Origin of the sequence: Salinibacterium hongtaonis (assembly GCF_003065485.1) — a bacterium.
GTDB classification, from domain to species: domain Bacteria; phylum Actinomycetota; class Actinomycetes; order Actinomycetales; family Microbacteriaceae; genus Homoserinimonas; species Homoserinimonas hongtaonis.
Genome location: NZ_CP026951.1, coordinates 386423 through 399834, shown reverse-complemented (window position 1 = coordinate 399834; position 13412 = coordinate 386423). Strand labels below are relative to the sequence as shown.

The 13412-nt window shown below is 64.9% G+C and carries 15 protein-coding genes; 3 read left to right on the top strand and 12 right to left on the bottom strand.

All coding sequences use genetic code 11. The features are described from left to right. The 6 genes from C2138_RS02050 to C2138_RS02025 form a co-directional block, all read right to left on the bottom strand. The gene (locus C2138_RS02050) at positions 1-222 is read right to left on the bottom strand and encodes a DUF2188 domain-containing protein (RefSeq protein ID WP_108515141.1); all 222 of its coding nucleotides are present in this window, start codon (positions 220-222) and stop codon (positions 1-3) included. A gap of 75 nt (positions 223-297) precedes the next feature. Beyond that, positions 298-2088: a putative bifunctional diguanylate cyclase/phosphodiesterase gene (locus tag C2138_RS02045; RefSeq protein ID WP_108515139.1), complete on the bottom strand. Its 1791-nt coding sequence runs from the start codon at positions 2086-2088 to the stop codon at positions 298-300. Positions 2089-2174: 86 nt separating this feature from the next. Then, complete coding sequence (locus C2138_RS02040; RefSeq protein ID WP_108515138.1) at positions 2175-2549, bottom strand: YccF domain-containing protein; 375 nt, start codon at positions 2547-2549, stop codon at positions 2175-2177. 58 nt (positions 2550-2607) lie between these two features. Then, positions 2608-3000 (bottom strand): PPOX class F420-dependent oxidoreductase, encoded by a 393-nt coding sequence (locus C2138_RS02035; protein ID WP_108515136.1) that lies wholly within the window; start codon positions 2998-3000, stop codon positions 2608-2610. A 48-nt stretch (positions 3001-3048) separates the two neighbouring features. Beyond that, complete coding sequence (locus C2138_RS02030; RefSeq protein WP_108515134.1) at positions 3049-3840, bottom strand: nuclease-related domain-containing protein; 792 nt, start codon at positions 3838-3840, stop codon at positions 3049-3051. Positions 3841-3935: 95 nt separating this feature from the next. Further along, positions 3936-4463 (bottom strand): DUF1697 domain-containing protein, encoded by a 528-nt coding sequence (locus C2138_RS02025; protein WP_108515133.1) that lies wholly within the window; start codon positions 4461-4463, stop codon positions 3936-3938. Between the two features lie 150 nt (positions 4464-4613). Between C2138_RS02025 and C2138_RS02020 the strand changes: the two genes are divergently transcribed. Both C2138_RS02020 and C2138_RS02015 read left to right on the top strand, forming a co-directional pair. After that, on the top strand, positions 4614-4877 hold the full coding sequence (locus tag C2138_RS02020; RefSeq protein WP_108515131.1) for a mycoredoxin: 264 nt from the start codon (positions 4614-4616) through the stop codon (positions 4875-4877). A 3-nt stretch (positions 4878-4880) separates the two neighbouring features. Next, entirely contained in the window at positions 4881-5768 is an 888-nt protein-coding gene (locus tag C2138_RS02015) for a 3-methyladenine DNA glycosylase (protein ID WP_108515130.1), read from the top strand. A gap of 55 nt (positions 5769-5823) precedes the next feature. On the opposite strand, the gene C2138_RS02010 is transcribed toward C2138_RS02015, so the two are convergent. Beyond that, complete coding sequence (locus C2138_RS02010; RefSeq protein ID WP_108515128.1) at positions 5824-6411, bottom strand: nitroreductase family protein; 588 nt, start codon at positions 6409-6411, stop codon at positions 5824-5826. A 132-nt stretch (positions 6412-6543) separates the two neighbouring features. Between C2138_RS02010 and C2138_RS02005 the strand changes: the two genes are divergently transcribed. Further along, positions 6544-8682: a S9 family peptidase gene (locus tag C2138_RS02005; protein ID WP_108515126.1), complete on the top strand. Its 2139-nt coding sequence runs from the start codon at positions 6544-6546 to the stop codon at positions 8680-8682. An 80-nt stretch (positions 8683-8762) separates the two neighbouring features. On the opposite strand, the gene C2138_RS02000 is transcribed toward C2138_RS02005, so the two are convergent. The 5 genes from C2138_RS02000 to C2138_RS01980 form a co-directional block, all read right to left on the bottom strand. Next, complete coding sequence (locus C2138_RS02000) at positions 8763-9578, bottom strand: DUF4433 domain-containing protein (RefSeq protein ID WP_158268836.1); 816 nt, start codon at positions 9576-9578, stop codon at positions 8763-8765. Between the two features lie 287 nt (positions 9579-9865). Then, on the bottom strand, positions 9866-10558 hold the full coding sequence (locus C2138_RS01995; RefSeq protein WP_108515123.1) for an endonuclease/exonuclease/phosphatase family protein: 693 nt from the start codon (positions 10556-10558) through the stop codon (positions 9866-9868). Positions 10559-10603: 45 nt separating this feature from the next. Further along, positions 10604-11413, bottom strand: coding sequence for a nitroreductase family protein (locus C2138_RS01990; protein ID WP_108515122.1), 810 nt, complete (start codon positions 11411-11413; stop codon positions 10604-10606). Positions 11414-11415: 2 nt separating this feature from the next. Further along, a complete protein-coding gene (locus tag C2138_RS01985; RefSeq protein WP_233245546.1) occupies positions 11416-11844 on the bottom strand; it encodes a hypothetical protein in 429 nt (142 codons plus the stop codon). 139 nt (positions 11845-11983) lie between these two features. Beyond that, complete coding sequence (locus C2138_RS01980; RefSeq protein ID WP_158268835.1) at positions 11984-13318, bottom strand: MFS transporter; 1335 nt, start codon at positions 13316-13318, stop codon at positions 11984-11986. Between the last annotated feature and the right edge of the window lie 94 nt (positions 13319-13412).

Below are 13412 nucleotides of genomic sequence, written 5' to 3'. Positions count from 1 at the left end.
TCAGGCCTCCTCGACCGGATCGGTGATCACACCCTCCGGTTCGGCGGGCCGCACGATGTGATGGCTCCCGAGCTGGGCGGCAAGCTTCTGCCCCTCCTCGATGGCCTCCTCGCGGCTTGAGAAGCTCTCGGAAATCTCTTCGTGTCCAATGACTCGGTTCACCCACTGGCCGCGCTTATCGAGCGTTTCGATGTCGCCATCACGAAGCTGGTCGTCAGCCATAATGCCTCCTCGCCGAAGGGTACGTCGTGCTCCCCAGTCAACGCCCGGCAGCGCCCGATGTAAAGGTGCGAGGAGCTACTTGGCAGCCTTGGCGGCCGCTGCGGTGCTGGCTGGCTTGGCGGCTTTAGCCTCGACCCCGGTGCTCTGGCGTGCGAGCACCTCGCCGAACTCCTTGGCACTCAAGGGGCGGCCATAGTAGAAGCCCTGGCCGATGCGGCAGCCTTCCGAGCGCAGGAGGTCGACCTGGCCGATGGTCTCGACACCTTCTGCGATGATGCCGAGCCCCAGGCCTTCGGCGAAGTCGACCATCGAGCTCACGATCGCGCGCGCGACCGCATCCTCTTCCATAACCCCCACGAACGTGCGATCGAGCTTGATGAAGTCGATCGGAAAGTCCATGAGGTAGGCATAGCCGCTGTTGCCCGTGCCAAAGTCATCGAGACCCAAGCGGGCGTTGGTGCGCAGCAGCCCCAAACGCTCCTTGACCGGGGGCGTGCCCTGAATGATCATCCGCTCGGTCAGCTCCAGGTGGAGTTCTGCCGAACCGAGGGCCTGGGCAGCGCCGTCGAGTTCCACGAGAAGCTCTGGGCTCATGATCGTGGACGCACTGAGGTTAACCGAGACTATTTCTAGCGGATGCCCGGCCTCCGCCCACAACGCAGTTTGGCGGAGTGCCTGCCCCAGCACGAAGAGGTCGATGCGGTCCACGATGCCCGCCTCTTCTGCGATGGGGATGAAGAGGTCTGGGCCGACCGGAGACTCCCCGTCGGCGAGGCGAACGAGAGCCTCGAACCCAATGATCACACCAGTATCGAGGTCAACGAGGGGCTGGTAATTCACCGCGAGACCAGCGGCTACATCGCCGTCGTCGTCCAGCGCTCGGCGCAGGCGGCCCTCGATGGCGAACCGGCTCATCATCACGGTGCGCAGTTGTTCATCGAACACGCTCACGCGGTTTCGACCGGTGCCCTTGGCCCGATACATGGCGAGGTCACCGCTGACGAGCAACGCGTCGATATCGGAGTCGGGGTCGTCTGTCGCGACAGCGCCGACGCTGACTCCGACCGTCACGGGATGCGGGGCCTCGTCGAGTTCGATGGGGTCGGAGAGCACCGCCACGAGCTGGCGCCCGACCTCCTCGATGTGCTCGGGAGACGTGCGGGGCATGAGCACGAGAAACTCGTCGCCGCCCATGCGCACGACAAGGTCGATTCCGCGCACCATGGTTTTGATGCGCTGGGCGATCTCGATGAGCAGCTGATCGCCCGCGGCATGCCCGAGCGAGTCGTTGACCTGTTTGAAATGGTCGAGGTCGAGCATGAGCACACCGACATGCTGGGCGTTCGTGCGCATCGCCGAGAGAACGCCGGGCGCGGTCTCCATAAGGTGAGCACGGTTGGCCAGCCCCGTGAGCGGATCGTGGAGCGCAAGGTAGGCCAGGCGCTCGTGGGCTCGGCGCTTCTCCGTGATGTCGCGAACCGTGGCCACGGTGATGCGAGAGCCCGATGCCAGCTTGACCCCGCCGATGCTGATTTCTACGGGCACAGCGGTGCCATCTTTGCGCTGAGCGAAGATGTTGCTGCGCGACGACATTGTTGCTGCACGGTCGGTGCCGTCGTAATTGTCGCGGAGCTTTACGTGGCCGCGTCGCAGCGGTGTGGGGATGAGCGTCTCGATGGGGTTGCCCGCGAGCTCGCCCTCTTCGTAGCCGAGCATGGCACCAACGCGATCGTTGACGAGGATGATCATGCCCGTGTCATCGACCACGACAACCGGGTCGGGCATGGCAGCCAACACCAAAGCGAGATCGTCGAGGGTTGCGCTTGTGGACCTGTCACCCAGGCCCCGCTCCTGGGTGCTACTCATACGCACGATTCTAGTGGCTCAGCCTTGGCCCCGGTTTCTGGCGCTCGTTCGGGGGCAGCCGTGCGCCGCGTTCCCGGGCGCACCCGCTAGGGAATGTCCACGATCTCCTTGCCGAGGGGCAGAAGCGCGACGGGCACCATCTTGAAGTTGGCAATGCCGAACGGGATGCCGATGATCGTGACGCACAGCGCGATGCCGCTGATGATGTGCTCGAGTGCGATCCACCATCCGGCGAGGATGACCCACACCACGTTGCCGAGCGCAGACCCGACACCGGCGGTCGGCTTGTCGACCACGGTCTTGCCGAACGGCCACAGCGCATAGATACCGATGCGCGCCGCGGCGATCCCCCACGGGATCGTCACGATCAGAATGCACATGATGAGCGCCGCGAGCATGTAGCCCAGAAACAGCCAGAACCCCGACAGCACGAGCCAGATGATGTTTAGGAGAGTTCGCATAGTGAGGCCATTGTGGCAGGTGACCCTGAGGCGCTACCCCGCTGGCGGGGTGAGCTGGCTACCGGCCGATCACTCGATCGATGCTCATGACCAACACGACCCGGTCTGCCCGGTCTGGCGGGGCCTGCTGCCCGGCGTTTCCATAGCGACGCCCCAGACGAACATAAAAGTCGCCCTCCGGGTCGGGAATCGTCTCGATGAGGCGCCCCCTCACCTCCACGTACACCAGCGGGTTTGCCGGGTCCCACACACAGAGGGCCATCGAGGGGTTCTTCTGCAGGTTGCGAAACTTTGCCCGCTTTGTGGTGTGGGTAAAGCAGATCGTGTTGTCGACCAGCTCAAACCACATCGGGTTCACCTGGGCTGTGTTGTCGGGCCGCACGGTGGCGAGAGACCCAAAGTTGGCGTTCGTCAGCAGTGGGCGCAGGTGTTCGGCAATCGTCGCGGTCATTCCCTCATCCTGCGCTCGCTGTGCCGGATGCGCCAGTGCCGGGCGCGCTCAGCCGAGCTGAGTCAGCACCGCCAGCACAACGGCGGCAAGCCCCAGAGCAAAGCCCAGTGACCCCAGCGAACGCAGCCGGGCGGCGGAGAGCACGCTGCCGCGGAGTGCCTCGAAGCGGGCGACAGCATCGGGGTCGACAACGGCATCCGCCGTCGTGTGCCATGTGCGCGGATTGGCTGCGGCGCTCAGAATCTCGCGCCTGTCGAAGTCGTCGATTACCGGCACCCTGCGGTTGAAGTAGGAGACCAGATCACGGTCACACAGCACGGTCACATCGTCGGGAGAGCCCGGGCCACCCACCGACATAGGCTCGACCAGCACCACGAGACCGCGCGCCTCGATCTTGCGCCCCAGCGCGGCGCTGAGGAGGGCGGATGCTCTCCGCGATTCATACCGCGAATGGCCGAGGTGGTCCTCGCGCTGCCCGTTGACCATGAGGAGCTTGGGTGAGACCCAAACCTTGGCACCGTTGTGATGCTTGGTGTTGAGAGTGAAAACGCCCCCGGGGCCGATGACGACGTGGCCGATATCGCTCATTCCGGAGCCCACGGGAACCGAGTGCAGCACGCTCCACTCCGGCCCGAGCCCAGCAAGCAGGCGGCCCACCAGCCGCTCCCCCGTAGCGCCCTGATACCAACTGACCGCAGCGGGGTGCAGGGGGTTGCTTCCGACGATGCGCGCCAGCGTTCCGCGAGGAGGCGCAGCCGATTGTTGGGTGAGGCACTCTTGAATCACGCCGTAGGCGGCAGGCCTGTCGGCCAGCGTTCCGCTGAGTATCGAATCAGCCATTGATTCCTCCGAGTGGTGCACAATCCGGGTGCTTGTCCGAAGGCTAACAAGATGTGCCTCGGGATGCGCGACACCAGAAGGGGGGTCGGCGGCGGTTACTGCGTGAGGTCACGCAGTTTGCTCACCGTGGCCAGGTTGCGGCCCGTGCCTGCTACGCCGAGGCGCCGTAGAAGTGCCACGAGCGAAACCTGTTCCTTGCCAGCGCCATTCGCGTACTGCACATAGAGATCCCGGCCCCGCACCTGCCACACATCGGCGCCCGTGGGCAGCTCTCGCGCGCTCTCCACTGCCTGCGCTGTGGGTTCGACCGAGAGAAAAACGACGTACGAGAACCGCTTCTCCACGACCTCGAAGGGATAGGCATCCAGCGCCTCCCTCAGATCCGAGTGGCTCCGGGAGATCGCCTCGCGAAAGAACCCGTAGCGTTGTTCGATCTCACGCTCAAGCAAGCGATCGAAGCGGCCGGGCTCGCCAGGAACCACGGCAACGAGATTGCCGGAGGCAATGTAAGTGCCGATGTGCGACGCCCCCAACTCGGCCGCGATGTCGCGAAGCTCCGCCATCGGCAGCTTCGCGGTGCCCCCGACGTTGACCGCCCGCAGCAGGATGGCGCGCTTATGCATGGGTCGAGTATGCGGCGCGCGGCTCACTCGGGCAACAGCGCGTCGGGCAGGCTCAGGCCCAGAAGCTAACGTATTCACCAGAGCGACTCGGCCCCGGGAATCCTCGGGCGCCGCGCACCGTTGTGTTCTTCGAGCACCCAAAGGAGTTCCATGCCGACCAAAAGCGACTTCGTGCCCACCGAGGGCATCACCATGTTCAGCACCACCTGGTGCGGCTATTGCCGCAACCTCAAGGGGCAGCTCGACCGCGAAGGCATTCCCTACACCGAGGTGAACATCGAACAGGTCGAGGGGACCGCCGAACTCGTCGCCGCCGTCAACGGAGGCAACCAAACCGTGCCGACCGTGATCTTTCCCGACGGGTCAACCGCAACGAACCCGTCGCTCGCCGACGTCAAGCAGCGCCTGGGATAGCTCATGCCCGAAACCGCGCGATTGCCGCGACACGACTGGCGAGAGCGCGAGCAGGCGCACCAGACCCGTGCCGACGAACTGACGCGCGGTTGGAGAGAGCGACAACTGACCGGCGAATCACACCCGGTCGACGACTTCGTGCACACCTACTACCCCTTTAAGGCCTCGCATCTGCGCCGCTGGCATCCCGGTGCTGGCGTGGCACTCGAGGACTCCGCAGAGGACGAGCGCGCCGACTGGCGGTGGTATCGCCGTGACGCCAACGACACCATGGTGGATGCCGAGGCGTTCGTCGAGGCCCGCGGCAGAAGCATCCGGTTCATCACGGGGCTTCTGGCGTCGACGAGCGCCCGGCAGGGCCAGTTCGGATGCTTCGGGCTGCATGAGTGGGCAATGGTGTACCGGCAGGGCGAGCATCGTCATGCGACGCCCCTGCGGCTGACGCAGGCTCAAACAGACGAGGTCGTGGAATCGCACCGCATCGGCTGCAGCCACTTCGACGCGTTCCGATTCTTCACGCCGGATGCTGCGCCGCTGAACACGCTCACACCCAGCAGAGAGAACCAGCCGGAGCTCGAACAGCCCGGATGCCTGCACGCCGGCATGGACGTATACAAGTGGGCGACCAAGCTGGGGCCGCTCGTGCCGGGGGACGTGCTGCTCGACTGCTATGAACTGGCTCGGGACATTCGCCAACTCGACATGGCCGCCTCGCCCTATGACGCCACCACCTGGGGCGCCGAGCCCGTGGCCATAGAAACGCCGGAGGGCAAGGCGGAGTACGTGCGGCGGCAGCGCGAATTTGCCCAGCGCGGCAATGCACTGCGCGACCGCATCGTCGCGGCTGTCACCGCGGGGGTCGGCCCCCTGCTCGCAGAAGCGAACAGCTAGGGCACACCCCCGCGATACTGCCGCTACCCTTCCGCGGGCGCCGCAGTGTGCCTTCTTATGCGGTGACGATCAGCAACTCGTCGAGCGGCTTGCGCTCGCGCGGCGCGATCTCACGAAGCCGGAGCTTCTCGGGCAGGTTTTCGGGCGCGCCCAGCACTCCCAGCGCGGTGACCGATACCGGCTCCAGCTCGTCGCTCAGCCCGAAAGCGGCGCTCAGGCCATCGGCGAGAATTCCGCCCATCTGGTGCACATGCAGCCCATCGCGGTGCGCCTGCAGTGACAGGTGAGAAACCGCCTGACCGAGGTCGTATTCGGCCCAGCGCAACGAGGTTCCGTCCTCGGTCTTGGTGACCGCAATGTTGACGATGAGAACGGCAGCAGTCTCGGCCCACACCTGGTTGAACCCCATGAGGTTCTCCACGATCATTGCGTGCTCAGGGGTGCCTCTGCGCGCGACGATGAATCGCCACGGCTGCGTGTTGCTCGCCGAGGGTGCCCAGCGGGCTGCCTCCAGTGCCGCAGTGATGGTCGACTCCGACACCTCGACGGTGGGGTCGAACGAACGGGGGCTCCAGCGGTTGGCCATCACCTCGCTGATCGGTGTGCTCGTTTCGGCACGACGGGAGGGGGTAGCAATGGTCATGAGCGCTCCTTGCAACACGGTTCACAATGATGGTGGACGCCGTTGGCCACCTCTATCTAACCCTGCGGCGAGCATCCGTATTCCTTGTGTACCTCTCGCAACCTCCCCCGGCGTCGGTGGGATAGTGGGAGCATGAACTCGAGCACCAACACTCCGCCCGCCGCGGCCAAACACCCCACCGAGCGCACCCATCACGGCGACACCGTGATCGACCAGTATGAGTGGCTGCGGCAGAAGGAGAGCCCCGAGGTCGTCGCATACCTGGACGCCGAGAACGCGTTTACGGATGCGGCAACCGAGCACCTCGCCGACCTTCGACAGACCCTGTTCGAGGAGATCAAGGGGCGGGTCAAGGAGACCGATCTGAGCGTGCCCGTTCGCGAGGGCGACTGGTGGTACTACAGCCGCACCGAGGAGGGCAAGCAATACGGCATCCACTGCCGGGTACCAGCGCTCGGCCCCGACGACTGGACTCCTCCGGCCCTGCCCGAGGACGGCTCCGCCCTGCTGAACGAGCAGATTCTGCTTGACGACAACATTGAGGCAGAGGGCCACGATTTCTTCTCGCTCGGCAGCTTCGATGTCTCGGGAGACGGCACCCTGCTGCTGTGGGCCGTCGATACCGAGGGTGACGAGCGTTACACGCTTCGGCTGCGACGCCTTGCGGGAGACTCGGCACAGCTCGACGACGAGATCTCCGGCACCGCCGCCGGCGCCTTCTTCGATGCAACCGGCCGCTACGTGTTTTACACAACCGTTGACGACGCGTGGCGCCCCGACACCGTGTGGCGCCACGAGGTGGGCACCCCGTCGACCGCCGACGTCGCAGTGTTCACCGAGCCCGACGAGCGCTATTGGGTGGGCGCGGGGCTCACGCGCAGCCGCAAGTACGTGGAGATCGCTCTCGGCTCCAAGATCACAAGCGAGGTTCATCTGCTCTCCGCCGACAACCCCACCGGGGAATTCTCGGTCGTATGGCCCCGGCGGGAGGGGGTCGAGTATTCCGTCGAGCACGCCGTGATCGGCGGCGAAGACAGGCTTCTGGTGCTCCACAACGACGGCGCCCTCGACTTTGAGCTAGCGGATGTTTCTGCCGCAGACCCGCAGGGCCCTCGCCGCACGCTCGTGGCCCACCGCCCCGGCATCCGCCTCGAAGGCGTGGATGCCTTCGCCACCCACCTCGTGCTCGAATACCGCCGGGAGGCGCTGCCCCGCCTCTCGGTAGCCCGCCTCGATGCCTACGCCGCTGGCGGCGCTCTCGACTGGCAGGAGATCGAGTTCGACGAGGATCTCTTTTCGTCGGGCGCCCGAGGCAACCCAGAGTGGAACCAGCCCACCGTGCGACTCGGCTACACAAGCTTCGTCACCCCTTCGAGCGTTTTTGACTACGACGTGGCGACCGCAACGCTCATCCTGCGCAAGCAGCAGCCCGTTCTGGGGGGCTACGACCCGAGCCTCTACACTCAACGCCGCGACTGGGCGACCGCCGCCGACGGCACGCGGGTTCCCCTGTCAATCGTGAGCCGCCGCGACGTGCAGACGCCAGCCCCCGCCCTGCTCTATGGCTACGGTTCCTACGAGCACAGCATCGACCCCGGCTTCTCGAGCGCCCGCATTAGCCTGCTCGACCGAGGCGTGGTGTTCGCGGTTGCGCACGTGCGCGGCGGCGGGGAACTGGGCCGCGCCTGGTACGAGAACGGCAAGTCCCTCACCAAGATCAACACCTTCAGCGACTTCGTGGCGTGTTCACGCCACCTGGTCGACACCGGGGTGACCACGGCTGATCGGCTGGTCGCGGAGGGGGGAAGCGCCGGCGGCCTGCTCATGGGCGCCGTGGCCAACATGGCACCAGACGCCTTCGCTGGCATCCTCGCCGCCGTGCCGTTCGTCGACCCGCTCACGAGCATCCTCGACCCGTCGTTGCCCCTCACGGTGATCGAGTGGGACGAGTGGGGCGATCCCCTCCGCAATGCGGAGGTGTATGCCTACATGAAGTCGTACTCGCCCTATGAAAACGTGTCGACGGATGCCCGCTACCCGCGCATCCTCGCGGTCACGAGCTTCAACGACACAAGAGTTCTCTACGTTGAGCCTGCCAAGTGGACGGCCCGGCTGCGCGAGGTGGGTGCTCCCGTGCTGCTGCGCACCGAGATGGGCGCCGGACACGGGGGTGTCAGTGGGAGATACGAGTCGTGGCAGCGCAGGGCATTCGAGCTCGCCTGGATGCTCGACGTTATGGGGCTAGCCGAGCAGGGACCCGCAACGGAATAACCGGGGCTGCAACCACAGGCCTTAACGACGGATGCGGCGGGCAGATAATCTGCCCGCCGCATCCGCATCTCTTCAAGCCTCTAGTTCTTAGCGAACCAGGGCGGATAGACCGAGACCTTGGGTGCATGCGCGACCCCGTCAAGGGCTGCACGCACAGCGTCGCGAGCTCGCGAGTTGCCAACGCCAATGAGCGTGATCGACTCGAACGGCACGGAGCCGTGGACGAGCACCTCGGCAGAGCGCACCGTGAGGTCGTGAATGAGCACGGGGTCTTCTGAGTTCGCCGCGTCGATCGACTGCTCGATCATGCGGCGGAGGCGGCGCTCGGCGTCGTCGGGGCTCTCAGAGAAGGTTGCGCCTGAGTCGCCGGCATCGGCATCCGTGACCACGATGCTGTCGCGGTCAAGAGTGCCGACCGTGCTCACGAGCACCACGAAGTCCGTGGGAGAGCTGGTGCGCGCGACGGCGGAGAGACGCGGGTCAACAGCGCCGACACGAAGACCAAGCCAGGCCAGCGAGTCTGGTGTGGCATAGAACGGAACGTAGTCGGCAACGACGGGGTCGTTGCCCTCTCCGCTGTGGACGACGGTGGTCTCCCGACGAACCTCTCGGGTGTCTGCCGACGAGATATCCACGACGGGCTTGGCCCCGGCAGTGTCGGCGAGCAACGCGCCAGCCGCGATGATGCCGGGCAGGTTGTCGACGTGGGTGATGTGAAACACGCGCTGCTCGGTGAGGTTGAGGGTCGAACGAACCACTGCTGCGGGAGCAACGGAACGGCTGCGGGTGCCGCTGACGCGCCCGGTGGTGGTGGAGCGCACGGTGGCGCCAGTGCGGGCTGCTTTGGCTTCTGCAGCGACGCGCTTTGACTGAGCGATGAGGTCAGCTGACCGCACGCTAGAGCCGGGAACTCGACCGGTGCGGGTCGAGCGAGCCGGCACAGCCAGTGTGGGCGGGGTGCAGATATCGCAAAGAATTTCGTCGAGTCCGTGTCGGCATTCGCTCACGCGGTGGGGGCCTTTCATGTTGCCTGCGCCTCCGGGTGCCTACTGCGCCGGAGTACGCGCTGCGTCCGCGGGGTGAACGGACGCTATCTTCTAGGTTAAGCGCCCGAGCGACCCGCTCAGTACCGCCAACGAGACTCACAGCATCTGTGAACCGCATTAGCGGCGCCTATTCGACCCTACGCCGTCTTCGCCAGCTGCTCATCCCGATAGGTCGCGGTGACCAGGATGGGCATGTGATCGGAGGTGCCGCGCGGCAGCGTTTCGACGCTGTCGATGTCGAGCCCCATCGACGTTGCGAGGTCGAAGTGTCCCCGAAAAAATTTGTACCGCGTGTAGGTGCGGGTGTCACTGAGCGTGAGGTCGTATCCGCTAGCCACGACGCGCTTGCTCAGGTGGTTCTTGAACACGGGGTAGTTGAAGTCACCCACCATGAGGGTGGGGAGGCCAGGGCCCATCTCCTGCAGCTGCTCGTGGGCGGTGCGGATCTGCTCGCGGCGCAGCGAGTTGAGCGCCGTCAATGGCGCGGCGTGGAACGACGCCACGATGAGGTCGCGCCCGTGCTTGAGATCGGTGAGCCGGGTGGCGAGCAGACGCTCATGAGCGGGCTTGAGCACGCGGTCGTGCAGCGACTTTCTCAGTTCGAACGCCTGCGTATCGAGTGCCGTGAACCGGTTGCGCCGGTAGTAAACCGCGAGGCCGAGCCGATTGCGGTGCGTGGAGTCGGCCAGATGCAAGCCGCCGGCTTCTGCGGGAAGGATGCTTGTGTCTGCCTCTTGCAAACACAACAGATCGACGTCAAAACCCTCTGCGAGCGCGTTGATCTCGCTCAGGGCACGGTTTTTGCGCAGGTTGTAGCTGATTACCTTCACTGCTCACCTTCTGTGGCGTTGTTCGCCGTAGGGATTGAGTTAAGACTATGACTCAACCCTTGGTGTTTCGTCCCACCCCGTTTGGGGGGTTTGGCATGTGCCTCGAAAAACATACTGCGACGGCAGCTTTCTTTCGTGACTTGTCCAGTCGATCGCGGGGCGCCGCTGATCGTCGGGCAGGTAGCCGAGGCGATAGACCGCCATGAGTTCGAGATCATCGGGCACGGCGAGCAAACGCTCGATCTCTGCCCACCGACCGGGCACCTCCATCGGGAACGAAATGAATTGGATGCCCATGCCCAGCTCGACGGTGGTCAGCCAAATGTTTTCCATTGCCGCCCCCATGCTGAACACGGAGTAGAACGACGAAAGCTCGCCCGGCCGGTACTCGGCCCTATCGAGCATGACGCCGATGAGAAGCGGCGACCCCGCCACGAGCTTGCGATTCTCAGCCCCCAGGGTTTGCGGAACCCGCAGGGCGTTCATGAGCTTCTGCCCTCTCGGGGTGAACGCTTGACCCGTGAACGGCCTCAGCGGGGCCGGCAGGCGGTCAAAGAGCATTCCACTGCGCTTTTCTTCCATCTCGCGGGCACTGAATCGAAAGTACGGCTTGTAGCGTTCGAAGAACGTGCCGTTGGACATCGCCTCAGTCATGCTCGATCCGCTGATGTCGGCAATCGTTTCGATCGTCGATCGATCGTCGATGAGAACGAAACGCCACGGCTGGCTATTGAGCTGCGAGGGCGCCCGCCCAGCCACCTCCATGAGGAGCCGCTGATGCTCCTCTTGCACAGGCGTTGGCAGAAACGGCCCGTTAGTGGTCTTGCGGCGGCGAACGACGTCGAGAAATTCCACGGCTATCTCCCTGACCTGGTGGTTAACGCGACGATGGCGACCACTGCAGCGGCGGCATAAAACGGTGCAGCGATGAGCGCGATGAGCGGATGCGTGCGGGTGCGTGCGCTTACCGAGGGGATCGCCGCAAGAGGCGCCAAGGCTGGCACGAGCATCCACCCGGCGGCCGATGTGCGGCGACGCTGCCGGATCGACAGGCCATGCTGTTTCTGTCGACGCGGCCATCGCCGCCGCCGCATCCGCTCGGCTTGGCGCACGGCGATGGATTCGCCGATACCTGCCGCGATGGCGACGCCTGTGAGCGTGCAGGTGGCGATGTAGAGGGCGTGGTGAACCCAGCGGATGGCACTGGTGTCGATGGTCTTGCTGGCCACGGCGAGTCCGAGTGCCGCATTGGCCGCATAGGCCGCACACGCTGCCCCGACAGTCACAGCGGGCGCTCCGCACGCTAGGGGTTTCATGGCTTTCTATGATCGGGCGCAATCAGAGCCCGTGGGGAGAACTCACGGCCCGCATACAGGTGTGGGCGGCCTCCCCGAAGGAAGGCCGCCCACCTGGCACAGTGCGGGGCTAGCGAGACTCTGCGAGCTCCTCGCTGGCGCGCAGGTTGGGAACTGCGGCGACTGCGGTCGTTCCCGTGCCGAGCACGGGGCGGCGCACCATTGCGATCGCGACCGCCCCAACGAGCAGCGGCACTACGAAGAGGAAGTAGATGCTGCCAGGAGCCCAGCCCGCGTCGACGAGGGCACCAGCGAGGATGGGCGAAACGATCGTTGCCGAGCGCCCGATTCCGGTGATGAAGCCGACGGCCGTTGCGCGAACCGACGTCTCGTACATAACGGGGCCGATGGAGAACATTCCGGCGATGGCAGCGTTGGTGAAGATACCCACGAGCACTGCCGCGATCATGGCGGGGGTCAGCTCGTGCGCGAACGCCCCGAAAAAGACGAACGCTGCGGCCGCAAGCACGAACATCACCGAGAGGGTGCGCTTAAGGCTGAAGCGCGCCCCGATGTAGGCGAAGACGAGCGAGCCGATGATGGCGCCGATGCTAAAGAGCACTCCGGCCTGGATGCCCTGGGTCGACGAGTACCCCGACTGCGAGAGAAGCTTCGGTGTCCACGAGTTGGCAAAGTAGAAGCTGCCCATGATCATCATGTACGCGATAGCGAGCAGGATGGTCTTGGTCGCCTGCCCGTTGCGGAACACCTCAGCGAGACCGGTCTTGGGCGCGAGAGCTCCTGCAGCGCGAGCAGGCAGCTCAGTGACGGTGGCCTGCCCGAGACGAGCGAGGATCGTGTTGATCTTCTCGCGCGCGCCCTCGGGGCGCTTGGCGTCGAGGTAGTCGATCGATTCCGGCAGCCACAGATAGACGATGGGCAGCATGATCAGGGTGATGATGCCGCCGAAGATGAATCCGGCGTGCCATTCGAAGTGCACGAGCAGCGCCGCGACGATGATGCCGCCGATCACGCCGCCGATGGGCTGGCCCGTGCTGTAGATGCTCACGGCCGTTGCCCGCCGCTTGGCGTTGGAGTATTCGGCCACGAGCACGTTGAGGTTGGACTGCATGCTGCCGACCGCGATTCCGGTGAGCACACGGAAGGCGAGGAGAACCTCGTAGGTGGGTGCGAACGCCGAGGCGAACATTCCGAGCGTGATGACCGCTGTGGCGATGAGCACCATCTTGCGGCGGCCGATTCGGTCGGCGAGCTGGGCCACAAAAATGGCACCGATGGCCATACCGGCGAGCGCGGAGCTAATCAGGATCCCGAGCTGGGCCCCCGAGAGGCTCCACGATTCCGTGATTGCGGAGGCACTGAAGGCCATGACGAGCACGTCGTAGCCGTCGATGAAGTTGAGCGCCAAGCAGATCGCGACGATGCCGATCTGCGCCCGACTCATGGGGGCGGATTCAATTCGCGCCTTGATGTCCATAGAAAGAGTGCTGCCTTTTCTCGGGTTTCCGGATGCGGCAGCTCAGATGGTGAACGTCGCT

Bases quoted from the DNA above. Each gene is read 5' to 3' on its own strand.
- C2138_RS01980 (WP_158268835.1), bottom strand. From the start codon at position 13,318: ATGAGTCGGGCGCAGATCGGCATCGTCGCGATCTGCTTGGCGCTCAAC.
- C2138_RS02005 (WP_108515126.1), top strand. From the start codon at position 6,544: ATGAACTCGAGCACCAACACTCCGCCCGCCGCGGCCAAACACCCCACC.
- C2138_RS02030 (WP_108515134.1), bottom strand. From the start codon at position 3,840: ATGGCTGATTCGATACTCAGCGGAACGCTGGCCGACAGGCCTGCCGCC.
- C2138_RS02050 (WP_108515141.1), bottom strand. From the start codon at position 222: ATGGCTGACGACCAGCTTCGTGATGGCGACATCGAAACGCTCGATAAG.
- C2138_RS02040 (WP_108515138.1), bottom strand. From the start codon at position 2,549: ATGCGAACTCTCCTAAACATCATCTGGCTCGTGCTGTCGGGGTTCTGG.
- C2138_RS02015 (WP_108515130.1), top strand. From the start codon at position 4,881: ATGCCCGAAACCGCGCGATTGCCGCGACACGACTGGCGAGAGCGCGAG.
- C2138_RS02010 (WP_108515128.1), bottom strand. From the start codon at position 6,411: ATGACCATTGCTACCCCCTCCCGTCGTGCCGAAACGAGCACACCGATC.
- C2138_RS02045 (WP_108515139.1), bottom strand. From the start codon at position 2,088: ATGAGTAGCACCCAGGAGCGGGGCCTGGGTGACAGGTCCACAAGCGCA.
- C2138_RS02020 (WP_108515131.1), top strand. From the start codon at position 4,614: ATGCCGACCAAAAGCGACTTCGTGCCCACCGAGGGCATCACCATGTTC.
- C2138_RS02025 (WP_108515133.1), bottom strand. From the start codon at position 4,463: ATGCATAAGCGCGCCATCCTGCTGCGGGCGGTCAACGTCGGGGGCACC.
- C2138_RS02035 (WP_108515136.1), bottom strand. From the start codon at position 3,000: ATGACCGCGACGATTGCCGAACACCTGCGCCCACTGCTGACGAACGCC.